Here is a 25,445-nt window from a genome sequence, read left to right as displayed (position 1 = left end):
GGGTTATTTCGTAGTGCTCGTTTGCTTGAATGTAAAGCCAATCCCTCCAATCAATAACAAAGCTGTTAAGTATTGGAATATGATGGTTAGACCTTTAGTCTTGTAGAAGCTGTCCGGTTCAAAGCTTAGCTCAATGTTGGATGTCCCTTGCGGAACTACTATTCCTCTGAGTAAATAATTGGCTCGGATGATATCGGTAGGTACTCCATTGATACTCGCTTTCCATCCTTTTGGATAGTAAATCTCAGATAAAACCAGTAGACCTTCTTTGCTGACTTCAGCTGCATAGCTCAACTTCCCGGGACTTTGCTTGGTCAATTCTACTGTGCCAACTCCTGCCGAAACTTCTCCATATTCCACCTGATTGACCGTTGCTATGTTTTGGGTATCAATTTGGCGGATGCGCTGCATTTCTTCTTCATTGGAAGTCACAGCAATCACCTCTTGTGGAAACCAAGCAGGGCCATTTGCCAATGGGTTTCTGAAAACAGCCTCAGCAGATCTCCCTGCCATTAAGTAGCGGGTATTCAGCATATTTAAAACCGGTAATTCATCCCAAGCAAAGTCTCCTTCCTGGGCTTTACCAATAAAATTGGAAATTTCAGGCTGTATGGCATTTTCAATCAATTCCTGAATCCGTTTCATTTTGGCGCCATGGTATCCTCCCACACTGTTGTGGTAGTAGGAGGTTCGTGCTTCATTGAAAGGATTTTCAATATTGAAAACCCGGTAGTAGTCTTTATCTTCCAAAATACGGGCATCTGCGGCTGTTTGAGCAAAAAATTGAGCAGATGGACTGTCTCGCATGGCTTCTTCTCCTAAATAGCGTCTGTTAATAGTCCATAAATCAATGACTAAGAGGAGACCAATTCCCAGCATGGTGTAGGATAGCTTCAGTTTGTTTTTCAGGAATGCAATGATCAATGCATAGCTTAAACTCACAAATGCCAAGCTTTTAAAGGCACTTGATTGCAGCATGGACTTACGATCGGAGCGGATTGCTTCCACCAACCAATCCGGTAGATTGGCATCTACATTTCCTCTGAAGCTAAACATTCCGGCGAAAATGGCAAAGATGAAAGCCAGACCACCAACTACACCAAAAGCAATGGATAGTTTTTTAATATCAATTTTGTTTTGCTGATTTACCAACGATTGTAAGCCCAAACTCCCCAATACAGGGATGGCAAATAAGGCCATGCATAGCCCCATGGAAACAGCTCTAAATTTGTTGTAGCCGGGTAAGACATCAAAAACAGTGTAATTAAACCACTCTAAGTTTTTCCCCCAAGCGAGTACAACAGAAAGTACGGTGATACCGGCAAATACCCAAATCCACTTTTTATCTGCGTACAGTAAGCCGATAACAAAAAGGAATATCATGATAACTCCCCCATAAATAGGTCCTCCGGTTCCTGGTTGATCTCCCCAGTAGGTTGGAGCTCCTTGGATAAATCCGTTGATTTGGGCTTGGTCTATACCGTTGGCTCGGAGTGTTTGTTCAGTTTGTGAGTCCTTTGGCAGGGCTTCCTGCGAAGCCCCACCTTGTATGAATGGAACCAAGAATGTCAAAGTTTCAAATTTCCCCTGAGACCATGCAAACGCATATTCTTTATCCAATCCGGAAGCATTGCTCTTATTTTCTGCCAAGTTGGATTTTCCTCGAGTGGAGTAGGGGCTATATTCCAAAACGGCTGCAAATCTACTGGCATTGCTTCCAATTGCCAACCCTAAGCCTATCACAAGTATTCCTACTGATTTTGCAAAGTGACTATAGCTTTTGGCTTGAATGGTTTCATAGATACGTCCAAATCCATAGATAATCACCATCAGCATGGTATAGTAGGTGATTTGCAGGTGGTTAAACTTCAACTGCAGCATCATGGCAAATGCAAAGAGTGCGAGACCAAGTATCCATTTTTTTTCAAAGGCCAGATGAATACCCGCAAAAATTAACGGAATCAAGCAAATGGCCCATATTTTGGCATTATGGCCTGCATCCAAACTGATGAGGTGAAAGGTGTTGAATGCAAAGGCAATGGCTCCCACAGCAGCGATTTCACTTCTGATTTTAAAGGAAAGCAGCAGTAGATACATCCCAATCATTCCTATGAACAGGGAATTGATCGGATGTGGCAAGCCGAGTGAAATGATTTTGATCAAAAAGTTGGTGATATCTCCTGGAATTTCATATGAGACCAAATAGGCAGGCATTCCTCCAAATAGGCGATTGGTCCAGAGGGCTTCTTCTCCTGTGGCTTTGCGGTAATCTAAGATTTCTTTGGCACCACCTTCCCATTGTAGGATGTCATTTTGAAAGATGATTTTACCATCGAAAACCATGGGAGAAAAATATACAAGGACGATTAGGTAAAAAATAACCAAGGAAATTCCATGAGGTAGGACTTCTTTTTGAAAATTCAATTTCATGTGCGCTTTTCTGATTCAAGTTAAAACCTCCGCAAATTAAAAAATAAATTGGCTTAGGCCTTCTTTGGAACTAGAGAAAGCATCTTTTTACTTGAATGTATATGCTTTTGGGCTAATAAAGCAGGAAGCTTGGCAATGTTCATGGGGGATTCCCGAATAATTTTATAATTTTGCAGCAAATCGTAGATACCATGTTTGATAATCTTAGTGGAAAATTAGATAGAGCTTTTAGAACCCTGAAGGGTACCGGAAAAATCACGGAAATCAATGTGGCAACAACTGTCAAGGAAATCAGAAGAGCCTTGATTGATGCCGACGTGAATTACAAGGTAGCCAAAGAGGTTACAGATAAAATCAAGGAAGAGGCCATGGGCCGAGACGTATTGATTGCTGTCTCTCCGGGTCAGTTGTTGGTAAAAATCACTCAAGAGGAATTGACCAAATTGATGGGGGGTACCAAGGTTGACGTCAATCTCAAAGGTGATCCTGCTGTCGTGTTGATTTCTGGTTTGCAAGGTTCGGGTAAGACAACATTTACAGGGAAGTTTGCGAGCTATCTCAAAAAACAAGGGAAACAAGTTTTATTGGTTGCCTGTGATATTTACAGACCTGCTGCGATCGATCAATTGAAAGTATTGGGTGATCAGATAGGAGTGGAGGTATATGCAGAGCCGGAAAATAAAAATGCCATTGAAATTGCCAATCGTGCAATGGATTATGCCAAGAAGAATGGCAAGAAAATCGTCATTGTCGATACAGCGGGTCGTTTGGCGGTAGATGAGCAGATGATGCAAGAGATTGAGGCCTTGAAGAAAGCACTCAATCCTTCCGAAACACTTTTTGTAGTAGATTCCATGACAGGTCAGGATGCTGTGAATACAGCCAAGACCTTTGATGAGCGTTTGAATTTTGACGGGGTAGTCTTGACCAAATTAGACGGTGATACCCGTGGTGGTGCGGCCATCTCCATCCGTCACGTAGTGAATAAGCCGATCAAGTTTATCTCTACGGGTGAAAAGATGGAGAATTTGGATGTATTCCATCCAGACCGTATGGCGCAGCGAATCTTGGGCATGGGTGATGTGATCTCTTTGGTAGAGCGTGCACAGCAGTCCTTTGACGAAGATGAAGCTAAGCGTATCAATGCCAAAATCCGTAAAAACCAATTCAACTTTGACGACTTCCTATCCCAATTGGAGCAAATCAAGAAGATGGGTAACATCAAGGACTTGGTGGGCATGATTCCAGGCATGGGTAAGGCGATGAAAGGATTGGATATTGACGATGATTCCTTCAAGCCAATCGAAGCCATTATCCGTAGCATGACTCCAATGGAGCGTGAAAATCCGGATATGATCGACGGTAGCCGCAGGAAGCGTATTGCCACAGGTAGCGGAAGAAGCATCGTAGAGGTTAATAATTTGATGAAGCAGTTTGGCGATATGCGTAAGCTGATGAAGCAAATGAACAAAATGGGTGGTGCGCAGAAGGCTTTGGGAGGCATGATGCCGAAGATGAGAAGGTGATTGAAGGAGGAAGGATGAGGTAGGAAGGATGAGTTTTTGAAACGAGGGACTAGAGACAAGAATCAAGAGGCAAGAAACAAGATTTTGGTTAAATGATTTTTGTTGTTTTAAATTAGCCCTTCTAGGGTTTAGATTAGAGAATCTTTGGGAACTTTGCGTGTATGCTTTGCTGGCTCTGCGGTTAGAAATGCCACAAAGGTACAAAGGCGCTAAGAAATCGTCTAAAAAAGTCTTTGGGGTCTTTGCTCGAAAACTTTGCAATCTTTGCGGTTAAAAATGCCACGAAGACTCGAAGGCACAAAGGGAATAATTTAGGATTTTCAGGTGTTGGTTCAAAAGAGATAATTGAAATTAGTCCAGTAAATCAAGTTGATGGATTTACTGGATTTTTTTTGATATAAATTTGAATAGTTTTTTAGTTAAATTTAGAATCAAATCTCATAATTTATGCTTCTTTTGCTACGGTTCAGTCTATTAATTTCTGTATTCTTTTTTACACAAGTAAAATCCTACTCTTATAACGACACTACAGGTGTAGCATTTATTGCTTATTGGTCCATAGGGGATACGTATTCCTATGAAGTGAAAAAGTACAGTCAACAATGGAAGGGAGATGATTTGGTGAAAAATGATTCATCTAGCTACACTGCAGAATTTACGGTATTGGATTCAACAGAAACGAGTTATCAGATTAAATGGAGTTATACAAATGAACTCTATCGTTCTAATACGATACCTACAGAAGTTTTAAAGTCCTTAAGCATAAAGCCTATTTTTGAAATTATTTACTCGACAGATGAATACGGGGAATTTAAAAGTATTGATAATTGGGAAGAGGTAAGAGAAAGTGTGAATGAGATATTTGATCAATTAATTCCTGTGTTAAGTGAAGGAAGTAATGCCAAAGAAGGAATTGAAAATACGCTTCTTCAAATGAAAAACTCTTATCAATCAAAAATTGGAATTGAAGCATTTGTTGTCCCCGAATTGCGATTAATTCATTTCCCTTTTGGATCAGCTCTTGAGGTAGATTCAAAGTACGAGTACGAGGATTCCTTACCGAATTTATTTGGTATCAACCCTGTAGATGCACAAGGCGTCTTGTATTTGGATGAAGTAGATTTTGAAGAAGGGTATTGTTTATTAGTGCAAGAAGTACAGTTGGAAGAAAAATCTTCAAAATCAATGATTATGGACTTTTTCAGACTTTCTGGATTAGATACCATCGACGTTGAAGTAGCTGTAGAAGGAGCTATTTTAGAAATTAATGATTACAACAGATATGGTGTGTATTTTTATCCAGGTGTGCTTGATTTTGTTCATACAACGAGAGAGTCGTATTTCCAATATTTAGATGATGAGGCCAGTAGAAGAGATACTGTCATTATCGTTTTAAAATAGTATATATTGATCCCTTGGCGTATAGACTTTGCTGACTCTGCGGTTAGAAATGCTACAAAGGTACAAAGACACTAAGAAATCGTCTAAAAGAGTCTTTGGGTTCTTTGAGTAAAACTTTGCTGGCTCTGCGGTTAGAGATGCCACAAAGGCACAAAGGCGCTAAGAAATCGTTTAAATGAGTCTTTGGGTTCTTTGCGCGAAAACTTTGCAATCTTTGCGGTTAAAAATGCCACGAAGACTCTAAGGCACAAAGGGAATAATCTGGGTTTTCAGGCTTTGGTTCACAAAAGATAGTTGAAATTGGTCCAGTAAATCAAGTTGATGGATTTACTGGATTTTTTATGCAATCAATCTATACTTTTTGCCGGGAAGGGATTTGATGATTCCCTGAAATTCAAGGGTAAGTAGGGTGGAAGCTAGCGTAGCAAGCGAGAGATCTAAGAGGAGGGATAATTGATCTATTTCCAATTCTTTTTTTTCCAATAAAAGCTTGAGGATTTCTTTTTCCTCCCCCTGAAAATTGGCTAAATCAAGTTCAACTTTTTTGATTGTTTTTCCTTGTGCATCCTTTTTCCAAGAAAGTGCATCTTCAATATCCTTGGATCCGGTATAGATACTGGCTTTGAGTTGCTTGATGAGGTTATTGCAGCCTTCGCTGAAAGATGACATGAGGTTCCCAGGTACGGCAAAAACTTCTTTGTTGTAAGAATAGGCAATTTCGGCGGTGATTAGGGCGCCGCCTTTTTTGGCTGCTTCTACTACGATGATGGCATCGGATAATCCTGCTATAATGCGGTTACGTTGGGGGAAATTGGCAGGATGCATTTCTGTACCGGGAGGGTATTCACTCACTAAACCGCCTAAGTCAAACATATCTTCTGCTGTTGCCTTATGGATCGAAGGATAGATTTGATGTACCGAGGACCCCAATACGCCAATAGTAGGAAGCTGAGCCTGTAGAGCTGACTTGTGCGCTTCAATATCAATTCCATAAGCTAGACCGGAAATGATGCTGGGTTGAAAAGGACTGAGTTCTTCGATGATTTTTTTGGTGATGGACTTTCCATAATCGGTTGCATTACGGGTACCCACGATCCCAATACTTCTTTCAGGATTGAGATTGATGTTGCCTCTTGTGTAAAGGATCATTGGGCTATCGTCTAAGGCTTTTAAACGCTTGGGAAAATCGGGATTTGAGAAGGAAATGATCCGGATATTTTTCCTGTTACAGTCTTGGATAATAGCGTTGGCATCTGTGATAAATTGATCTGCTGATTTGCGGTATTCAATCAATTTTTTTCCAACACGGGGTACCTTCCCCAATTTGCCTACAGGAATTTCAAAAAAAGCACGGGCCGAACCTGTATAGGCAATGATGTTTCTATACAAATTCGGCCCGATTTTAGGCACAAGGTTTAAAGCAAGCTCGTAAACTAGTTCATCCTTCGTTGCTGACATGCATTTGATCTCTGATTTCTTTTAAAAAAGCCTGAATCTGTAATAATCTATCAATCATGGCTGCTTTATCCATGGATTTTTCATGCCCATTTTTGATGACTTCCTGAGCCCCTTGCAAGGTAAAACCCTTGATTTTTACCAATTGATAGATGTATCTGATTTTTTCAATATCCTCCTTGGTAAATCTACGATTCCCTTTTTTGTCTTTCTTTGGTTTGATGATGTCGAATTCACCTTCCCAATAGCGAATTAGAGACGGAGCAACCTTAAACATGCTGGCGACTTCACCGATGGAGTAGTATTTTTTTTCTATTTCTTTTTCTATGTAAGGCACGGTCGGAAAAATTTTAAGCTTCAATCAAAAATAGAGAATTTCTTTGAATTGAGATGAATCGACTTTCAATTTATTCGACTAATTTGATTGTGAGATGACAACCCATCGTTATCGGTTTATATGGGACGTATAGTTGCGTATGTATTGGAAATTGATAATCAGTGTTTTATAACATGTTACTGCGTGTGAAATTTATAAGTGATTTTCAAAAGGAGATTTGTGTAGTTGAGTTCGACCCATTTTGGGTCGGGATAACCGAAATAGTCGTAATTTTTTACCCCCAGTTACACTGGGGGCTATTGAGAAGTTTGACCACTTCGTGGTCGATTGAGCGGGAATAGATTTAGGCGTCCTCATTTCTGATAAGGTTAAGTCAATAATGGTGACAGTTGAATAGATTTCGATTTGTAAATTGATTTATCAGAGTTTTTCAACTTAAGACCCTGAAGGGGTCGAACTTTTCAATAGCCATGGGTGCAACCCATGGTGAAAAATATTTCCAGTTTCCAAAACTCCAGACCCTGAAAGGCCTGCCTGACTGCAGAGGCAGGGTCGAACTTTTTCTAAGGGATATTTTCTTTTGGAGTACATGTGTCTTTTGAATCTGTTTTTCTTTACTATTCTTTCCAAAAATCAATAAACTTAAACGTTTACTGAAATACTTATTTTTTGGAAATGCGGGGAATTTCATTCATTTTCAGTGATCGGAATGGTACTTATTTTCTATAAAAATTGCCTGTATTATGCCTAAAGGCTTGATTAAATCATCCTTCTATTTTCCACTGGAAATCTACTTGGATCATCGGGAACCGGAGGAATTGATGCATACTTTTTTATCTTTTGGGAATGCTATTATAACTAGAAAACATCTCTACGCAGGAGATATTGAGATGGATGACTACCTAGTCATCGAACGAAAAACACTTCCTGACTTTTTTCAATCCCTAAAAGATGGGCGCTTATTTTCTCAGGTCAAACGCCTTCAAAAATTATCCAAACCAACATTGCTTGTAGTTGAAGATGAAAAACAAGGAATTCATCAGCACCGTTTTAGACAAGCGGCCTTCCAAAGCCTATTATTTTCCATCCAATGGAAATTTAGAATTCCCGTATTTTTTACTCGAAATATTCTAGAGACGGTTTCTTTGTGTTTCTACTGCTACCGCTCCTTTGCAGGAAAAAAGCAATCGCTTGGCAGTCTGTGTGCTCCGCGGAAAAAAAGAGTCAGTTCTAGGGAAATTCAACTGGATATGCTAGCGCGTATTCCAGGGATTGGAAAAAGGAGGGCCATGGAGCTTTTAAAAACATATGGAAACATCAAAGGAATCATTCAGAGCCCTGATTTGGAAAGCAGCGGTATTGGTCCCAAAACTAAAAAAAAGCTACTGGAGGTTTTAGGAAGTTGATATTTGAAGTACCTTAGAGTTTACATTATTTAGCATTAAACTGAACCAACCTTTGGAGTCTTTATTTGGAGATATTTTTGAAACATCCGGAAAGCAGGAAGCTACTTTTGCAGATATTATCTTACCGGTTCCAATCCCTAAAATGTTCACCTACCGTATTCCTTCCAATCTTTTGGAGTCGATCGGCATAGGGTTTCGAGTGATCGTACAATTCGGAAAAAAGAAAATTCTTACTGGCATTGTAGGTAAAGTGCACCAAAAACCGCCAGCAGCGTACGAAGCTAAACCGATTTTGGATATACTGGATTCCCATGCCACAGTCAATCCTCTGCAAATTCGCTTCTGGTCATGGATGGCAGATTATTATTGTTGCCATATCGGTGAGGTGATGAATGCAGCCTTGCCATCCGGCATGAAACTAAGCTCCGAGAGTAAAATCCAACTCAATCCTAATTTTGATCCCGAACTCAGTGAATATCCACTGGATGATCGAGAGTTGATTATTTTGAAAGCCTTGGAAAGTCAAGAAGAGTTGAGCTACGAGGATTGTGAAGTATTGTTGGGCGTTAAAAGCATTCACCAAATCATCAAAAGTTTGGTGATTAAGGAAGCTGTTTTGGTTTTTGAGCAAGTCAAAGAAAAGTATACTCCCAAGGTAGAAGCTCGGATTCGACTCAATCAAAGCTATGCATCGGATAAAGCAGTTTTGGAGCAATTATTTCTTGAACTAAGTTCAAAACCTAAACAGGAAGAAGTAATTCTTAAATATTTGCAGGAAGTTCCAGTCTATAAAGATGCATCGTTGAATGCAAAGGGTTTGGAAAAGAAAGCTTTTACGGAGGCCAATCTATCCATGTCCTCTCTGAAAACACTGATCAAAAATGGTGTTTTTGAGGAGTTTAAAATCATCGTCACTCGATTGGATGAATTCGATGATGGAAAAGAAGCTGCTTCGATTGAACTTTCTGCAGAGCAAGAGGAAGCCAAGCAATCAATCAAGCAACAATTTGAGGAGAAAGATACTGTCCTGCTTCATGGAATTACAGGTAGTGGAAAAACGGAATTATACATTCATCTTATCCAGGAAGCCTTAGATGGAGGGTCCCAGGTCTTGTTTTTATTGCCTGAAATCGCTTTGACCACGCATATCGTAGGGCGTTTGAGTAAAGTATTTGGTAATAAAATGGGAGTTTTTCATTCCAAATATTCTGATAATGAGCGTGTAGAAGTTTGGAATGGGGTACTCAGTGGTCGTTTTCCTTTGGTTGTTGGGGTTCGTTCATCCATATTTTTACCTTTTGACAGTTTGGGCTTGGTAATCATTGATGAGGAACACGAGGCCAGTTACAAGCAATACGATCCTGCTCCACGCTTTCAGGCAAGGGATTCCGGTATCATGCTGGCATGGTTGCATCAAGCAAAAGTGTTGTTGGGATCTGCTACCCCTGCTTTTGAAACCTTCTATAATGCGCGTATGAAAAAGTATGGCTATGTGGCCTTGAATAAACGGTATGGAGAAGCGCAGTTGCCTGAATTTCAACTGGCAGATGTGTTGGTCGATAAAAAGAAAAACCTGCTCAAATTAGACTTTACCCGCTTGCTCCGGGAAAGTATTCAAGAGGCTTTGAAGAAGCAGGAACAGGTATTGATCTTTCAAAATAGGAGAGGCTATGCCCCATACGTCAGCTGTGATGACTGTGGGTGGACGCCAATGTGTGAACACTGCGATGTAAATTTGACTTATCATCAATTTGGGGATGAGTTGAAATGCCATTATTGTGGATTTAAAGAGAAAGTTCCGAAAGTCTGCGATGCTTGTGGGAGCAACAAGATACTGGCTGTTGGATTGGGTACGGAGCGTATTGAAGAGAGTATTGGTTTGCTATTTCCAGAGGCACGGGTGCTTCGAATGGATTTGGATACCACCCGAAGTAAATATGGGTATCAGCGAATGTTGGAAGAATTTGGTGGGGGAAATGTAGATATTCTGGTAGGTACGCAAATGATTACCAAAGGATTGGATTTTGACCGTGTGACTGTGGTGGGGATTATGGATGCGGATCGGATTTTGAATTTTCCGGATTTCCGATCGGGAGAGCGAGCTTTTCAACAGATTACCCAAGTTGCCGGAAGAGCCGGGAGGAGAAATCATGCGGGTAAAGTCATTGTACAGAGTAGGAGGACCGATTCGCCTATTTTCCACTGGATAGCTGCAGGAGCGTATGAGCAGTTTTATTTGCAAGAAATGGCTGAGCGGCAAAAGTACTTTTATCCTCCATTTGTCAAGTTGATCAAAATCAGTACCCGCCACAAAGATTTTAAAACTGCTGAGCGTGCAGCGAGAATCCTGCACAACTTATTGAATGATATTCAAGTAAAGAAAATCATGTTGGGACCAGAAAAAGGCTTGGTTGGTAAGATAAAAAATCAATATATTTTTGAAAGCTTGGTCAAATTGGACAGAGCTTCTACGGCAGTAGGGACGTTTAAGGAAGAACTTGCTTTAATCTTGAATGAAGTTCAAGGCCAAAAAGATTTTAAAGGCGTACGAATTATAGTGGATGTGGATCCTTATTAAAGTTTTTATGCTACAGGGTAAGGCACTGTAAGTGTTTGGATTGCTTGATTGAAGCAATTCCTAGTGAACCTACGGAGACAAAAGTAAGTTGTATGTGTAGACATTAAAATTTACACAACGTATGCAATCACTCGAAAATAAAACCGCATTTATCACAGGAGGTACCAAAGGCATCGGATATGGTGTTGCGGCTGCGTTAATGCAGGAAGGAATGAAAGTAGCCATTACAGGCCGTACTCAGGAAGCCGCTGATAAGGCTGCTGCTGAATTGAATAAACTAGGAAAAGGAGAGGCTATCGGGATCGCTGGAGATGTGCGGAACTTTGAATCTCAGGAAAAGGCAGTTGCCTTACTCATAGAAAAATGGGGAAGATTAGATCTATTGGTAGCCAATGCTGGTTTGGGGCATTTTGCTTCCATTCAGGATATGACCTTAGATCAGTGGCATGAGACCATCGATACCAACTTGACTGGGGTGTTTTATAGCTTGAAAGCTTCCTTGGAGGGCTTGAAGGCCTCAAAGGGGTACTTTATCAGCATTTCAAGTTTGGCAGGTACTAATTTCTTTGCCAAAGGCTCTGCTTACAATGCCAGCAAATTTGGCTTGACGGGTTTCACACAAGCAGCTATGTTGGACTTAAGAAATGAAGGAATCCGATGTACGACGATCATGCCTGGTTCTGTAGCTACTTATTTCAATAACCACGTTCCAAATGATGCAGATGCTTGGAAAATTCAAATCGAGGATATCGGACAAATGGTAGTGGATTTGATGCAGATGCACCCACGTACGTTACCAAGTAAAATTGAGGTACGCCCAAGCATGCCGGGGTGAGTTAAACCACATAGGACACATAGATACATAGGGATTTAGTAATTCTTGCTAAATGTCAGGAGTTACAATTATTTTGAAAATTAAGTTGAATTTGTTTGTAAAATCATTGTTACCAAGGTGATCGTGATCAAAGAAAGTAGCTATAGAAAGAAATATTTGAAATGCTGATGCCTACCTTGATTTAAATGAAAAGGAGCTTGCAAAATGGTTTTCATCATGCAAGCTCCTCTTTTTTAGCGTCTTTGCGCCCCTGTTTGCCAAAAGGCAGGTTTGCGAGAACTATAATACACCTTTTGTACTTGGCAACTGATTTAATGCTGCCAAATCACGCTTCACAGCCATTTTGATTGCTCTAGCGAGTCCTTTAAAGATGGCTTCTATCTTGTGGTGCTCATTGTCACCTTCTGCTTTGATATTCAAGTTGCACTTAGCAGTGTCGGAGAAGCTCTTGAAGAAATGGAAAAACATCTCTGTAGGCATGTCTCCGATTTTTTCTCGTTTGAAGGTAGCATCCCACACCATCCAGGGTCTTCCCCCAAAATCAATCGCTACTTGTGCCAATACATCATCCATAGGCAATAAGAATCCGTAGCGGTAAATGCCTTTTTTATCTCCCAGTGCTTTTAAATAGGCTTCACCCAATGCCAAGGCAGTATCTTCGATTGTGTGATGTTCATCGATGTGCAAGTCTCCATTTACATTGATGGTAAGATCCGTCCCTCCATGCTTCCCTAATTGCTCCAACATGTGGTCAAAGAAGGGAAGGCCTGTTTCGATTTTACAAAGACCTGTTCCATCTAAATTGACTTCGATATGGATATCGGTCTCAGAGGTTTTTCTGGATACAGTTGCTTTACGAGCAGGTAAGCGAAGGAACTGATAAATTTCATCCCAATCCTTTGTGTTTAAGCTTGCTTCTGTGTTTTCTTCTCCAATAAAAATAGCCTGACAACCCAAGTTTTTCGCCAATTGAATGTCAGTTTTACGGTCACCGATCACATAAGAATTTACCAAGTCGTAATCACCATTCAGGTATTCCTTCAGCATACCAATGCCTGGTTTCCTGTTCGGATGATTATCTGACTCGAAATGAGGATCGATGTGAATCTTGGTGAAGCTTACGCCCTCGTTTTCTAAGATTCGCAACATTTTGTTATGAGCAGGCCAAAAGGTTTCTTCGGGGAAAGAGGCTGTTCCCAAGCCATCCTGATTGCTGACCATGACCAATTCAAAGTCGGTCTCTTCCGCAATTTTTCGGAGATTGGAAATTGCCTTGGGAATAAATTCTAATTTTTCTAGGCTGTCTATTTGAAAATCAATCGGTGGTTCCACGATGATAGTGCCATCCCGATCGATGAAGAGTACTTTTTTCATAGGTTTTTTACACTAGTTTTAGATTGCTCAATTGTTTGCATACAGGCTAAGAGAGCTTCATTTTCTTCGGTAGTTCCTACCGTGATTCTCAGGCAGTCATCGCATAACAGCACTTTTGAGCGATCTCTCACAATAATTTGATGTTGGATCAAGGACTCATACCATGCTTTGGCTTCAGATATTTTTACCAATACGAAGTTTGCATGGCTTGGATAAATTTTTTGAACACTGGTCAATTTCTCCAGTTCTTGGACTAGTAAAGCTCTATTTTCCAAAATTCGCTGAACCAAGGCCGGCAGTTCATCGGCTTTTGCCAATGATTGTAAGACTTTTTGCTGTGTAAGGCCTGAGATATTGTAAGGAGGCTTGATCAAGTTGAGAATCCGGATGATTTCTTCAGATGCGAAAGCCATACCAATGCGTAAGTTTGCCAATCCCCAAGCTTTGGAAAAGGTCTGCATGACCAAAAGGTTAGGGTAGGAGTCCAGTTCAGTAGTAAAACTTGGCTCATCGGAAAAATCAATGTATGCTTCATCTACGACAACCAAGCCAGGGAAATTTTTTAACAAAAACTCGATATTCGAGCGTTTTACTTTATTTCCCGATGGATTGTTTGGACTACAAATGAAGAGTATTTTAGATTGCTCATCGGCGGATTCTAGGATTTTATCTGGCTGCAGCTGGAAGTCTATTGTCAAGGGAACACGGATGATAGCAACATCATTTACCGCAGCACTTACCTCATACATACCGTAGGTTGGAGGTAAGATGATGAGATTATCTACCCCAGGTCTGCAAAATGCCCGCATCAACAAATCAATTGCTTCATCACTACCATTGCCTAAGAAAATTTGGTTTGGATTGACGCCTTTGATAGGAGCTAATTTGGCCTTAATTTCTTGCTGATAGGGGTCAGGATAGCGGTTGAACGCTTCACCGGTCAGCGCACTGTATGGATTTTCATTGGCATCTAAGAAAATACCATCTTTTCCAGAGTATTCATCGCGTGCTGAAGAATAGGGCTTAATACCCAACATGTGGGGTCTTAAAAGCCGTTGGAGATTGAAGTCCATTATTTTTTCTTTTCCAAATAGTCCAAACGAATGGTAACAGCATTTTTGTGAGCCTCCAACTGTTCGTTGGCAGCCATAATTTCTACCGTTGGCCCTAAGTTTTGAATACCCTGAGCTGTTATTTTTTGATACGTGATTTTCTTCAAAAAGGAATCTAAGGAAACACCGGAATAGTTACGTGCATAGCCATAAGTCGGTAAGGTATGATTGGTTCCAGAAGCGTAATCTCCTGCTGATTCGGGGGTGTAGTTTCCAATAAATACAGAACCTGCATTGATGATGCTGTTGACTACCGCTTCTTCATTTTCTACGCAGATGATTAAATGCTCGGGTGCATAGAAGTTAATCAAGTCAACGGCTGTTTTTTCAACAGGCATGATCACAGCCACCGAATTATCCAAGGCCTTTTTAGCGATCTCTTTTCTCGGAAGTTTTTCTAATTGAACTTCAACTTCTTTCAACACTTTTTGAGCGATCTTCTCTGAACTCGCGACTAAAATCACCTGAGAATCCACTCCATGCTCGGCTTGTGATAGTAGATCTGAAGCTACAAAGGCAGGAACTGCTGATTGGTCTGCATAGACCAATACCTCCGATGGTCCAGCAGGCATATCAATCGCAACACCTTTCTTTACCGCTAGTTGCTTGGCAGCTGTTACATACTGATTGCCAGGTCCAAATATCTTGTCCACTTTTGGTACAGACTCGGTTCCATAGGTAAGGGCAGCAATTGCTTGAGCTCCTCCAGCTTTGACAATTTTATCGATGCCGATTAGATCAGCTGTGTATAAGATGGCTGGATGGATATTTCCTTCCTTGTTGGGAGGTGTACATAAAACCACCTCTTCGCATCCAGCAATATTAGCAGGAATACCCAGCATCAGTACGGTAGAAAATAGGGGAGCTGTACCGCCTGGGATGTATAATCCAACCTTCTGAATAGCTACAGACTTACGCATGCAAGTTACGCCTTCCATCACCTCCATGATAAGGTCGGGAGACTGCTGTGCCGCATGGAATTTTTCTATATTCTCTTTAGCTGTTAGAATAGCTTCTTTCAAAGCTGGATCTACCATCGCTTTAGCCGCAACGATTTCTTCCCGTGTGACCAGCAAATTTTTTATTTGTACATGGTCATATTCCAAGGCAAATTTTTTCAAGGCCTTATCACCGGAGCGTTTTACTTTTCTCAGGATAGGCTTGACTATTTTCTCTATATCTTTTGTTTTTTGAACAGGTCTTTCCAAAATGGATGCCCATTCACTTACTTTAGGGTTGATGACTATTTTCATAACGCGTTTTTCTAAACAACCATTTTTTCAATCGGAACAACCAAAATGCCTTCAGCACCTGCCGCCCTCAGTTCCTCAATATTCTCCCAAAACTGATCTTCACTCAATACAGAGTGTACAGAAGACCAACCTTCCTGCGCTAAAGGCAAGATCGTAGGACTTCTCATACCTGGTATTAGTTCAATGATGCGATCCAAAGATTTATTGGGAGCATTCATCAACACGTACTTATTGAATTTGCCTGTCTGTACTGCATTGATTCTAAATAATAGCTTATCGATGATGGCCAATTTTTCTTCAGAAAGCGCATTATTGGCTATGAGTACGGCTTCGGATTTGAAGATTTCTTCCACTTCTTTCAAGCCATTCATCATCAAAGTAGAACCTGAGCTTACGATATCGCAAATTCCTTCTGCCAAACCTATGCTTGGAGCAATTTCCACAGAACCCGAGATTTCATGAATTTCCGCAGATACATTATTTTTAGCCAAGTAATCGCCTAAAATTTTTGGATAAGAAGTGGCGATACTTTTACCTTGGAAGTAGTGAATATTCATGTACTCCTCGCCTTTTGGAATCGCTAAGGAAAGACGGCACTTGCTGAATCCTAGTTTTTTCAAGACATTCACTTCCTTGTCTTTTTCAACCAGTTCATTTTCTCCTACAATTCCTAAATCTGCTACGCCATCGGCTACATAACCAGGAATATCATCATCTCTGAGGAATAAAAACTCTATTGGGAAGTTAGTAGAGGTGGACTTTAACTTGCCAGTACCATTATAAAACTTGATACCACATTCTTTGATGAGGCTTAGGGAATCTTCACTTAATCTTCCGCTCTTTTGAACGGCAATACGGATTATACTATTCATGTACGCAATATACGTTTAGATGCAAAATGTATGAGACTATTTTGGATTGATTGGCTGCATAATTAGATAAACAGCCTCCATTGGGCGATATGTTTGTATGATTCCTCCTTAGGAGGAATGATGTGCATGATGAGCTGAACCAACGGAAGTGTTGGCAGCCAAAAGTGTGAATATGGTGGGTCTATTTTTCATGCACTGCAAAGGTATATGAAATCTAAAAACAGCCAAAAGCTTCTTTTGTTTTTTTTAAGCAGGATTTAAATGTCCTCTTGGTTCAATTTACTTACCCATGCCGACAATTGTGCTGTATTGCTCAACTTTAATTTGTGAATTAAATTCCTTCGGTGGGTATTGACCGTCAGTAAACTCAAAAATAATTTTTCTGATATTTGGGCAGAGGTAAAACCCTGTGCAATCAAAATGGCTATCTCTTTTTCCCGCTTGCTAAGGACATTCAAGCCACTGGGGATTTCCTTAGGGATTTCCTCGATGGCTGGAAATACAGGGATTTTTTGATGTACTGATTGGATGGCTTGGAGTAAACTTTGCTTATCTGTAGTCTTTGGTAAAAAACCTAGAATTCCATTTGCGCGACATTTTTTAATAAGTTCAGCGCTGCTTTCCATACTTAAAATCAGAATTGAGGTAGTTGGTAATAGGTTCAATATTTTCTGTGCAGCTTCCAAGCCATTCATATCTGGAAGAAAATAGTCTAACAAAACCACATCGGGTTGTAGCCTTAGCACATCCCGAACTCCGTCTGTACCAGTGAAGGCACTCCCTAACCAGGTGATGTTGTTTTCTTTTTTAATCAAGGAATAAATACCTTCTACAAAAAGCTGATGGTCTTCTATATGGTACAGTGAAATATTAGGTTGCATGCTCGTAATTAAGGGGTATTTTTATTAAAACTGTTGTTCCCGAAGGGGTGGAATCCAAGGTAAGGATTCCTCGACAATAGGAAACACGGTCCTGAATATTTTGCAATCCGATGCCTGCTTTGGCTTGCCAAGTATCAAAGCCATGGCCATCATCTTCGACAATGAGTTCGAGGACACCATCTACTTCCATCAATTGTATCATCAATTCAGAGGCATGAGCATGTTTGAGTACATTTTGAACCAATTCGCTGCATATTCTATAGAGTGTCAATTGAAGACTTTGACTGATGTTTCTTGATATGGAATAATTAAATGTTATGGGGAGTTGGGTTTGCTCTTGAATCAATTGCAATTGAGATCGGAGAGCAAGCTCTAAGCCTGTCTCTTTCAAATGTGGCGGTGTCAGGTTGTGGCTGATACTTCGAGCTTCCACGATACTTTTGGAAACCAAATCTTTTAATTCTTGGGTGACTGTACTGGGTTGAAAGTGTGTATCTAGTTGACTAGCTTTCAAATAGATGCTGGCAAGCATTCCTCCTATACTGTCATGGAGATCTCTGGCAAGGCGATTGCGTTCATCTTCTTGTACATTAATCAATCTATCAGCTATATTTTTATCATTTTCAATCAGTTGCAACTGTAATTGCTCCCCCGATTTTTTATAGTCTGCTGCCCGGCTCACAAAAGCAGCGGTAATGAAAAGAGTTTCTCCCAGCATCCCGATAGATGAACCAAAATCAAAAATGAAATTATTAAACCCAAGGGAAATGCCACTTTGATGTAATTGTACTAAGACATTGAAGCCGATCATAAAAGAGATTCCGAATAAATAGTAAATAGCATAAGGCACTCCCGCCCGATACTGTTTCCATAAATAGGTGATGATCAAAAATGTAAGGAAAATGGAAAAACTAAAGGTCAGCCTGAGAAAAAGCATTTTGTTTTCTATGGGAATGATGGCCATGGGCCTAAAAACCGAGTCTACGATGAGTGCTACCTGCAAAAAGATGATGCCATAAATTGAATAGGTGAGTTTGCTTCTTTTTTTTAAGGGTGGAAAAAAATTTACCATCAGCAGTAAAAATAAGACATTGGTAAGTAGATTAAATACAGGGCGCGATTTATCATTCCATGAAAAATTTTCAGGCCAAAGATACTGGAAACCCAACCCCCAATGAATGCTCAACCAACAGGTGATGGAAAGAATAAAAAATGCATACAAAATGCTACTCCGATCTCGTAATTTCCAAGCAAAGAAGCAAGCTCCCATAAACATGATTCCCATCCAGCCGATTATCAAACCAATCAAAAGCATTTCAGTAGATTTCTTTTTCAGCAGGCTTGCTTGATCAAGCAGCATGGGATCAATCAATAGGGTTTCACCAGGTTTGATGATTTTTAGTAATAAGGTAGTTGGAGGTACTTCATTCGTGGTTAAGGGAATGATAAGGTCTCGATCCCAATAGGGACGCTGATCAAATGAAATATTATCTCCGATTACCCAATGCGGAGCTATCTCATCATTGAAATATACCTCAACAAAATTAATGTGAGGGTTATTTAATTTGAAGAAATGAGGTATTTGAGGCGCATTGGAAGTTAAAGGTATTTTTATCCACCAAATATGTGGAGTGATGCCTGGATTAAAGATTCCCTGTTCCCAGCTTTCCATTGATTCGAAGCGTTCACGTGCTTCTATTGATGAAAAATTCTCATCCTTCAACACTTGATAGGTGAGAGGTTCGCTGAGTGGAGCGCACGAACTAAAAAGTAACCAACTCCATAAAAGGTTTTTAAAGCTGTGCTTTTGAAACAATGTATGCATTTACGGGGAATTAACTGTTTGTAAATTAGAAAAGTGGATTGAATAAAAAAAGTACTTAGAGTCTTTTTGTATGTAGAAAGTTCTGTTTTTTTTCATTTGAGCGAAATTTGTTTACTAAATATATGGTGAAATACCCTAAAAATTTGTTAAGCTTCTAATTTACCATCCTTTTATACCCAATAATTACCTATTTCTAGGTATTGTTTGAGCTATACCATTTTTTGAAATTTGAACAACGAAAAACTATCAATGAACTACAAATAATTATTTGCAAGTTAGTTTTTGAAGGTTTGTCGCTAGAATCAAAAACAAACACACCACCTTATTTAAAAAATCTATGAAAACCCTTTTACTTTCTTTCGCTTTGGCTTTTATTAGCCTCTCTCTTTTTGCTCAGCATGCCTTTTCAGTGAATAATAAGACTTAGGTACTTTTTTGTTTAATTCATCCCCATGAAGAATCTGAAAAAGTATCGATATTTAATAATATGATACCAATTAAAGATCTTAGCCAAGGATTGTACCATATGGTCGTCAAATTCAATACCTACATGGAAGATTGGTGAAAAAGTAAATGTTAAAACCCTTTTTTGACTTCAAACAGCTATTCATTTGGATAGCTGTTTTTTTTATTTAAAATAATTTTTAGCTAATTTGAATCATAATCAATTATCAAAGAGTGATTTACGTTAAAGATAAGAGATGAATGAAGTGGCTTTTTTCAAACCATGTGAATCATTGGCACCATATATTAGTGGTTTTTTATTGTCACACGTGAAATTTAATGGAATAGAAAAGCCCTTTTTTACACCGAAAGGAGCTGCTGCTATTGTGATCCCCATCCATATCAGTCCAACCTCTTATCTTGAATATCCAACGAAAAGCAATCAGATTTTTTTTGAAAATAGCACACCCTATTTATTTGGTCAAATGAGTAAAATCGGGTATTCATTCTTTGAGGGGCGATTTGAATTTTTTGTAATTGTATTTACGCCAACAGGGCTTTTCCATTTTTTAGAAGGATCTGCAAGTGAAGCGACTGACCGAGTGATGCTATTGGAGCACTATGGGAAACAAGAACTTCATTATCAATTGAAAAATATATTTGAAGATAGTAGGGATCAGACCAATTTGATAAATATTGTTGAACAAGTGCTTTTAGCTCATTTTAATTGTTTGGAACCCAAAAAAATGACTATTGATATAGCTCATGCAGCCCATCAAATATTAATAAAAAAAGGTTTGGTTGCATTAGATGAGCTTATCGATGAGTATGGTGTCAATAAGCGGACATTTCAAATCCATTTTAAGAATCAGGTGGGTATAAGTGCAAAGCTGTTTTGTAGGATCATTCGATTTAATTTGTTGCTTTTGATTTTGGATAAAGATCCGACTGTAGATATCTTGGAATTTGCCTTACGCTTTGGATATACAGATACCTCTCATCTACACAAAGACTTTGTAGCTTTTGTAGGAATGAGTCCTAAAAAGTATGTTAAAATGCTAATCAATTATAATGCTGAAATAGAAAAGCTTATCAAGAGTCAGTTTTTAAAGTAAAAAATTGAGTTTGCACAGCCACAGCCGTCGTTTTTTTTAAATGTACTGAAATTTGATTATAAAAATTTTTTAATATTCGTTTTTTTACAATTTTTATTTGGAATACATCATTAAATTTAATCGTTTTTATGCTAATCTTATTTTTGTTCACTAAATTATTTCATTATGAGTGTTTCCGTTTTAGTTGCCGATGATCATAGACTTTTTACAGTTGGAATTAGGCGAATGTTGGATCTTATGCCCGAATATCGTCTGATAGGTGAGGTGCAAAATGGATACGAAGTGATTACATTTTTAGAAAAAAATCCAACCGTAGATATCTTGGTATTAGATTTACAAATGCCTTTAATGGATGGCATGCAAGTATTAGCTTATCTGACAAGGAGATACAGCTCCTTGAAAAAGCTCATCTTAAGCAGCAATCATACCAAGAGCTCGATAGAAGCCTGTAAGAATTTGGGAGCCACCGGTTTTCTTGGAAAGGATTCCTGTTTTGAAAGTTTTCGAGAGGCTTTGGTTCGTATATCCAAAGGAGAAGAATACTTTCAAGCGGTCAGTAGTGGTCAAAATAGTTTTAATGGTCATTGGAGTTGTCTGTACCAAAAATTACGGGAAGCGTATCATTTATCTGAACGTGAAACAGAAATCATTCAGATGATATTAAATCAATGCGAAAGCAAAGAAATTGCCGATCGATTGCATCTCAGTCCATTGACTGTCAAAACTCATCGAAAGAATATTTTTAAAAAGTTGAAGGTGCATAATGTGTCAGGTTTGTTGGGCTTGATTAGACAAAATCCAGGCTTGTAAAGTCTTCAAATAATGCATATTAATTTTATTTGTACAACTACCCCCTAAGTGGTATTTCGACAACTAAATCTTAGTTTATAATACCACTTTGGGGGTATTTTATTGAAATTCAATTTGTTGGAAATTTAAGCCTATCTCTTTTAGATCCTTAAATTATTTTATCCACCAATGTAAATTTCTTATAATTATGAAAACAATCTACAGTCTTTTCGTTACATGCTTACTTTTGACAGCTGTCACTTTAGAAGCACAAGTAGTCCGGACCTATAGCAATAGACCGGGAGAATCAATAGAATTTGCCAATTTGCAGGAAGTAATTGATGCATCAGCTGATGGGGATTTTATTTATGTCAGTGGTTCAGCAACCTCATATGGTTCTATTACGATCAATAAACGGATTAATTTGATCGGAGCAGGGCATAATCCTGACACGGCTGATGGGTTGACTAGTACATTGGGTACCGTGACTTTTGCAGAGGGTGCTTCTAATTCAAGATTGTCTGGGTTTTCGGCAGGGTTGATAACCTACAGTGGCAATCCAAGCATAAATGAGGTTCAAATACAGCGAATCAATGCTCCAACTTTATGGGTTGGAAATTTTCAAGGTTGGGTCATTGAAGAGAATATCATTACTAACTTTCAATCTTTTTCTCTTGCCGAATTAGAGGAAAACTTTGTAGTAAGAAATAATATTTTTGTTAATGTGGTATCAGGGATTCGGCATTCTATATTTTCTAACAATGTTTTTCTTGGCGGTGCTATATTTTCTAATTCGTTTACAAACATTTTCACCAACAATATTTTTATTCGCAACAATCTTAATTCAAATTTCACTTCAGCTACCGCAATTGTTAATTGTACTTTTAATAATAATATTTTCTTTGGACCTGACAATCCAACCTCCCTTCCATTAAGCAATGGGAATACGGGGGAAAACAATATTTTTGCAGACCCACTATTTGTCAATGTCCCAAATAATGCATTCAATTATGCGTTTGATTATAATCTTCAGGCAGGATCACCTGGACTTACTGGCGGCTTTGAAGGCTCACAGATTGGACTATTCGGAGGTATTGGATTTACCATAGGAGGTGAACCGGCAGTCCCCCAGGTTACTCTATTAAATATACTGAATCCCATTGTGCCTCAAAATGGAGATTTAAATGTGAGAATCGAAGGAAGAGCCAATAATTAAGGGAACGACAATGAAGACGTATCTTTTATTTTGGTTTGGCCTCTTGGGGCTGTGCCTTCTGCCTTGGTGCACGCAGGCACAGCAACCCACACTTGTGGGAGCAGAGTATTACTTCAATACCGATCCAGGTTTTGGAAATGGTGTTTCAATACCCTTTTCTTCGGGTACGACGGTCAGTCAGCAGGTAAGCATTGGTACTGAGGCTTTACCAGATGGCTTTCATCGCTTTTTTGTTCGGTTTCGTGATAATGAAGGGGTTTGGGGGTTGACGGCTAATCGGCTGTTTTGGAAAGGAAGAGCAACCACTAGTCTAGCTATTGCTATCGATGCAGCAGAGTATTTCTTCGGAAATGACCCAGGTATTGGTAATGGAACGGCTTTGAGTGTCACTGCTGGTCCTAATCCTCAAATTTTGGGAATAATAAATGTAGCTGATTTACCCCGCGGTTTTCATCGACTTTCCATTCGCTTTCGAAATCAGTCAAATATTTGGGGGCTTGCAGCATCTAGACTTTTTTTCGTAGAGCGGGAAGGATTTAAAGATCCTTCTGTGGTTGATTATGTGGAGTATTTCTTCAATAGTGATGATCCCGGTTTAGGAAATGCCACAGAAATACCCTTGGATGAAATAGGAGAGACCTTCTCCATAGATGCCTTAATTGCAACAAGTGAGCTGCCTGTGGGGGAATATACTTTGACTGTTCGTGTATTAAATACTAAAGGATTATGGAGTATTGCAGAAACACGTGAATTTACTGTTGGAGAACCCGTACCTCCTGTACCAGACGTAGAAAATTTACCTGATTTTATTTCAGAGTGTATCGTAAACTTTGCTGATTTGTCCATTCCGACAGCCACTGCGCAGGATGGAAAAACGGTGGTTGGAGTCACAAATGAGAGTATATTCCCAATTACCCAGCAAGGATCACGTGTAATTACCTGGACTTATACTGATGCTAACGGCTTTAGGAGCACTCAAGAGCAGCGGATCATACTAGATGATGTGACGGCTCCAACGATTAGTATGGTACAAAATATTCAGCTTAACGCGGATTTGGGACAATGTTTTGCGTCTGGAGTCGCATTGATTCCGCCAGACGTAGCGGATAATTGTGGAAGTGTATCCCTCACCAATGATGCACCGAGCATCTTTCCAGTAGGATTGACACCTGTGACATGGACTGCCACAGATGGAAATGGCAATCAAGCCTTCTCAAGCTTTGAGGTTTTGGTAATAGATACCCAAGCACCAAGCATTACCTGTCCTGAAACCATTAATCGATTGGTGCCTTTTGGTTCCACCGGAGCGGTTATAGCTTATTCCTTGCCAACTTCAATAGATAATTGCGGTACATCAACCCTAACATTAGTAGAAGGCTTGGCAAGTGGTGAGGAATTCCCGCTGGGAACAACGCTTGTTAGATATGTTGCTTCAGATGCATCGGGCAACTCTTCGGAATGTAGTTTCAATGTCGTTATCATAGAAGAAGAGGATGGAGAGCCTCCTGTAATCATTAATTGCCCTGACTCAATCGTTGTACCCAATACGCAAGGAAGCTGTAGTGCAGTTGTGGGATGGGTAGCACCTACTGCAACGGATAATAGTGGTTCTGTTACGTTTAACAGCAATTTTGCTCCAGGAGCATCCTTCCCAGTAGGTACGACCCGTGTTATTTATACGGCAACAGACGCCGCTGGAAATACTACTCTTTGTGAGTTTGACATCACAGTCCAAGATACTCAAGCCCCAGTATTTACCTGCACTCAAAACATTACAGTGACTGTAGGATTTGGAGAAGATTCGGCAATAGTCAATTATCCTATTCCAACAGCAACAGATAATTGTGGAGAGGCGAATGTACAATTGGTAAACGGTCTGGCAAGTGGTTCACTCTTTCCGCTGGGCATAACTACGGTGATTTTCAGTGCTACAGATGCAGTTGGAAACGCTTCCCAATGTAGCTTTACAGTAACTGTGGCTGAAAGTGCAGATACCGAACTACCAGTCATCAATAATTGTCCTGGAATCATTGAAGTTTCCAATGATCAAGGTGCCTGTGGTGCCATAGTTACTTGGATTCCGCCTACAGCATTGGATAATAGCGGATCAGTTCAATTAGTAACTGATGTAGAACCTGGAAGTTTCTTCCCAATTGGAAGTAGTACGGTCACCTATACGGCAACAGATCCCTCAGGCAATTCGACTATTTGTACATTTAATATAATTGTCAACGATAACCAAGCACCAGTAATTACTTGTCCAGATTCTATTGAACTGACAGTAGGGATAGGTGTAGCAGGTATTAATGTTACATATGAGCTCCCTGAGGCAACAGATAATTGTAATACAGTAAATCTGCTTAGAACTGCGGGTCCTGCGAGTGGATCAATCTTCAGTCTGGGAACTACTACTGTATCGTACACAGCTACGGATGATGCTGGGAATAGTAGTTCGTGCAGTTTTACAGTGACCGTGACTGCGAGCGCGGATACTGAGCCGCCAGTGATTAGTAATTGTCCTATCAGTTTTGAAGTTTCAAATGATGATGGGGAATGTGGGGCAATAGTGACGTGGGTCGAACCAATGGCAACGGAT

At 39.8% G+C, this 25,445-nt stretch carries 18 protein-coding genes; 9 read left to right on the top strand and 9 right to left on the bottom strand.

From position 1 onward, the window contains the following. Positions 1–3: 3 nt before the first annotated feature. Positions 4–2,430, bottom strand: a complete 2,427-nt coding sequence (locus ACXIUD_RS00275) for a YfhO family protein (RefSeq protein ID WP_458050640.1) — start codon at positions 2,428–2,430, stop codon at positions 4–6. Positions 2,431–2,621: 191 nt separating this feature from the next. Between ACXIUD_RS00275 and ffh the strand changes: the two genes are divergently transcribed. Together ffh and ACXIUD_RS00265 are read left to right on the top strand one after the other, a co-directional pair. Further along, a complete protein-coding gene (ffh, locus tag ACXIUD_RS00270) occupies positions 2,622–3,956 on the top strand; it encodes a signal recognition particle protein (RefSeq protein ID WP_458050639.1) in 1,335 nt (444 codons plus the stop codon). Between the two features lie 447 nt (positions 3,957–4,403). Then, on the top strand, positions 4,404–5,357 hold the full coding sequence (locus tag ACXIUD_RS00265) for a hypothetical protein (protein ID WP_458050638.1): 954 nt from the start codon (positions 4,404–4,406) through the stop codon (positions 5,355–5,357). A gap of 339 nt (positions 5,358–5,696) precedes the next feature. On the opposite strand, the gene dprA is transcribed toward ACXIUD_RS00265, so the two are convergent. Further along, positions 5,697–6,815, bottom strand: a complete 1,119-nt coding sequence (gene dprA, locus ACXIUD_RS00260; protein WP_458050637.1) for a DNA-processing protein DprA — start codon at positions 6,813–6,815, stop codon at positions 5,697–5,699. After that, positions 6,796–7,149 carry a MerR family transcriptional regulator gene (locus ACXIUD_RS00255; RefSeq protein WP_458050636.1) on the bottom strand — a complete coding sequence of 118 codons (354 nt, stop codon included), beginning with the start codon at positions 7,147–7,149 and terminating at the stop codon, positions 6,796–6,798. The genes dprA and ACXIUD_RS00255 overlap by 20 nt, the downstream gene beginning before the upstream one ends. Before the next feature lie 743 nt (positions 7,150–7,892). On the opposite strand from ACXIUD_RS00255, the gene ACXIUD_RS00250 reads away from it, so the two are divergent. From ACXIUD_RS00250 to ACXIUD_RS00240, 3 genes are all read left to right on the top strand, one after another. After that, positions 7,893–8,555 (top strand): ERCC4 domain-containing protein, encoded by a 663-nt coding sequence (locus ACXIUD_RS00250; RefSeq protein ID WP_458050635.1) that lies wholly within the window; start codon positions 7,893–7,895, stop codon positions 8,553–8,555. 52 nt (positions 8,556–8,607) lie between these two features. Then, positions 8,608–11,133 carry a replication restart helicase PriA gene (gene priA, locus ACXIUD_RS00245; RefSeq protein ID WP_458050634.1) on the top strand — a complete coding sequence of 842 codons (2,526 nt, stop codon included), beginning with the start codon at positions 8,608–8,610 and terminating at the stop codon, positions 11,131–11,133. A 121-nt stretch (positions 11,134–11,254) separates the two neighbouring features. Beyond that, positions 11,255–11,968, top strand: coding sequence for an SDR family oxidoreductase (locus ACXIUD_RS00240; protein ID WP_458050633.1), 714 nt, complete (start codon positions 11,255–11,257; stop codon positions 11,966–11,968). 279 nt (positions 11,969–12,247) lie between these two features. Here ACXIUD_RS00240 and hisB read toward each other — a convergent pair whose 3' ends face one another. From hisB to ACXIUD_RS00210, 6 genes are all read right to left on the bottom strand, one after another. Beyond that, positions 12,248–13,342, bottom strand: coding sequence for a bifunctional histidinol-phosphatase/imidazoleglycerol-phosphate dehydratase HisB (hisB, locus tag ACXIUD_RS00235; protein WP_458050632.1), 1,095 nt, complete (start codon positions 13,340–13,342; stop codon positions 12,248–12,250). Beyond that, positions 13,339–14,415: a histidinol-phosphate transaminase gene (gene hisC / locus ACXIUD_RS00230; protein WP_458050631.1), complete on the bottom strand. Its 1,077-nt coding sequence runs from the start codon at positions 14,413–14,415 to the stop codon at positions 13,339–13,341. Before hisC ends, hisB begins: the two co-directional genes overlap by 4 nt. After that, positions 14,415–15,707 (bottom strand): histidinol dehydrogenase, encoded by a 1,293-nt coding sequence (gene hisD / locus ACXIUD_RS00225; protein ID WP_458050630.1) that lies wholly within the window; start codon positions 15,705–15,707, stop codon positions 14,415–14,417. The genes hisC and hisD overlap by 1 nt, the downstream gene beginning before the upstream one ends. A gap of 11 nt (positions 15,708–15,718) precedes the next feature. Further along, positions 15,719–16,579, bottom strand: a complete 861-nt coding sequence (hisG, locus tag ACXIUD_RS00220; protein WP_458050629.1) for an ATP phosphoribosyltransferase — start codon at positions 16,577–16,579, stop codon at positions 15,719–15,721. Positions 16,580–16,836: 257 nt separating this feature from the next. Further along, positions 16,837–17,460, bottom strand: coding sequence for a response regulator (locus tag ACXIUD_RS00215; protein ID WP_458050628.1), 624 nt, complete (start codon positions 17,458–17,460; stop codon positions 16,837–16,839). Then, entirely contained in the window at positions 17,450–19,285 is a 1,836-nt protein-coding gene (locus ACXIUD_RS00210; protein ID WP_458050627.1) for a sensor histidine kinase, read from the bottom strand. The genes ACXIUD_RS00215 and ACXIUD_RS00210 overlap by 11 nt, the downstream gene beginning before the upstream one ends. Positions 19,286–19,986: 701 nt before the next feature. Here ACXIUD_RS00210 and ACXIUD_RS00205 point away from each other — a divergent pair. From ACXIUD_RS00205 to ACXIUD_RS00190, 4 genes are all read left to right on the top strand, one after another. Next, positions 19,987–20,844, top strand: a complete 858-nt coding sequence (locus tag ACXIUD_RS00205) for a helix-turn-helix domain-containing protein (RefSeq protein WP_458050626.1) — start codon at positions 19,987–19,989, stop codon at positions 20,842–20,844. Positions 20,845–21,009: 165 nt separating this feature from the next. Then, positions 21,010–21,654, top strand: coding sequence for a response regulator (locus ACXIUD_RS00200; RefSeq protein WP_458050625.1), 645 nt, complete (start codon positions 21,010–21,012; stop codon positions 21,652–21,654). 187 nt (positions 21,655–21,841) lie between these two features. Then, positions 21,842–22,849 (top strand): hypothetical protein, encoded by a 1,008-nt coding sequence (locus ACXIUD_RS00195; RefSeq protein WP_458050624.1) that lies wholly within the window; start codon positions 21,842–21,844, stop codon positions 22,847–22,849. A 10-nt stretch (positions 22,850–22,859) separates the two neighbouring features. Further along, a partial coding sequence (locus ACXIUD_RS00190) for an HYR domain-containing protein (protein ID WP_458050623.1) occupies positions 22,860–25,445 on the top strand: 2,586 nt, incomplete at its 3' end.

The organism is Mongoliitalea sp. (assembly GCF_054166905.1).
The sequence above is the reverse complement of the archived record's forward strand: the minus strand, read 5'-3'. Positions and strand labels throughout refer to the sequence as shown.

What these genes read in the sequence shown, in the direction of transcription:
- ACXIUD_RS00275 (WP_458050640.1), bottom strand. Translation starts at nt 2,430, where the DNA reads ATGAAATTGAATTTTCAAAAAGAAGTCCTACCTCATGGAATTTCCTTG.
- ffh (WP_458050639.1), top strand. Translation starts at nt 2,622, where the DNA reads ATGTTTGATAATCTTAGTGGAAAATTAGATAGAGCTTTTAGAACCCTG.
- ACXIUD_RS00265 (WP_458050638.1), top strand. Translation starts at nt 4,404, where the DNA reads ATGCTTCTTTTGCTACGGTTCAGTCTATTAATTTCTGTATTCTTTTTT.
- dprA (WP_458050637.1), bottom strand. Translation starts at nt 6,815, where the DNA reads ATGTCAGCAACGAAGGATGAACTAGTTTACGAGCTTGCTTTAAACCTT.
- ACXIUD_RS00250 (WP_458050635.1), top strand. Translation starts at nt 7,893, where the DNA reads ATGCCTAAAGGCTTGATTAAATCATCCTTCTATTTTCCACTGGAAATC.
- ACXIUD_RS00240 (WP_458050633.1), top strand. Translation starts at nt 11,255, where the DNA reads ATGCAATCACTCGAAAATAAAACCGCATTTATCACAGGAGGTACCAAA.
- hisB (WP_458050632.1), bottom strand. Translation starts at nt 13,342, where the DNA reads ATGAAAAAAGTACTCTTCATCGATCGGGATGGCACTATCATCGTGGAA.
- hisC (WP_458050631.1), bottom strand. Translation starts at nt 14,415, where the DNA reads ATGGACTTCAATCTCCAACGGCTTTTAAGACCCCACATGTTGGGTATT.
- hisD (WP_458050630.1), bottom strand. Translation starts at nt 15,707, where the DNA reads ATGAAAATAGTCATCAACCCTAAAGTAAGTGAATGGGCATCCATTTTG.
- hisG (WP_458050629.1), bottom strand. Translation starts at nt 16,579, where the DNA reads ATGAATAGTATAATCCGTATTGCCGTTCAAAAGAGCGGAAGATTAAGT.
- ACXIUD_RS00215 (WP_458050628.1), bottom strand. Translation starts at nt 17,460, where the DNA reads ATGCAACCTAATATTTCACTGTACCATATAGAAGACCATCAGCTTTTT.
- ACXIUD_RS00210 (WP_458050627.1), bottom strand. Translation starts at nt 19,285, where the DNA reads ATGCATACATTGTTTCAAAAGCACAGCTTTAAAAACCTTTTATGGAGT.
- ACXIUD_RS00205 (WP_458050626.1), top strand. Translation starts at nt 19,987, where the DNA reads ATGAATGAAGTGGCTTTTTTCAAACCATGTGAATCATTGGCACCATAT.
- ACXIUD_RS00200 (WP_458050625.1), top strand. Translation starts at nt 21,010, where the DNA reads ATGAGTGTTTCCGTTTTAGTTGCCGATGATCATAGACTTTTTACAGTT.
- ACXIUD_RS00195 (WP_458050624.1), top strand. Translation starts at nt 21,842, where the DNA reads ATGAAAACAATCTACAGTCTTTTCGTTACATGCTTACTTTTGACAGCT.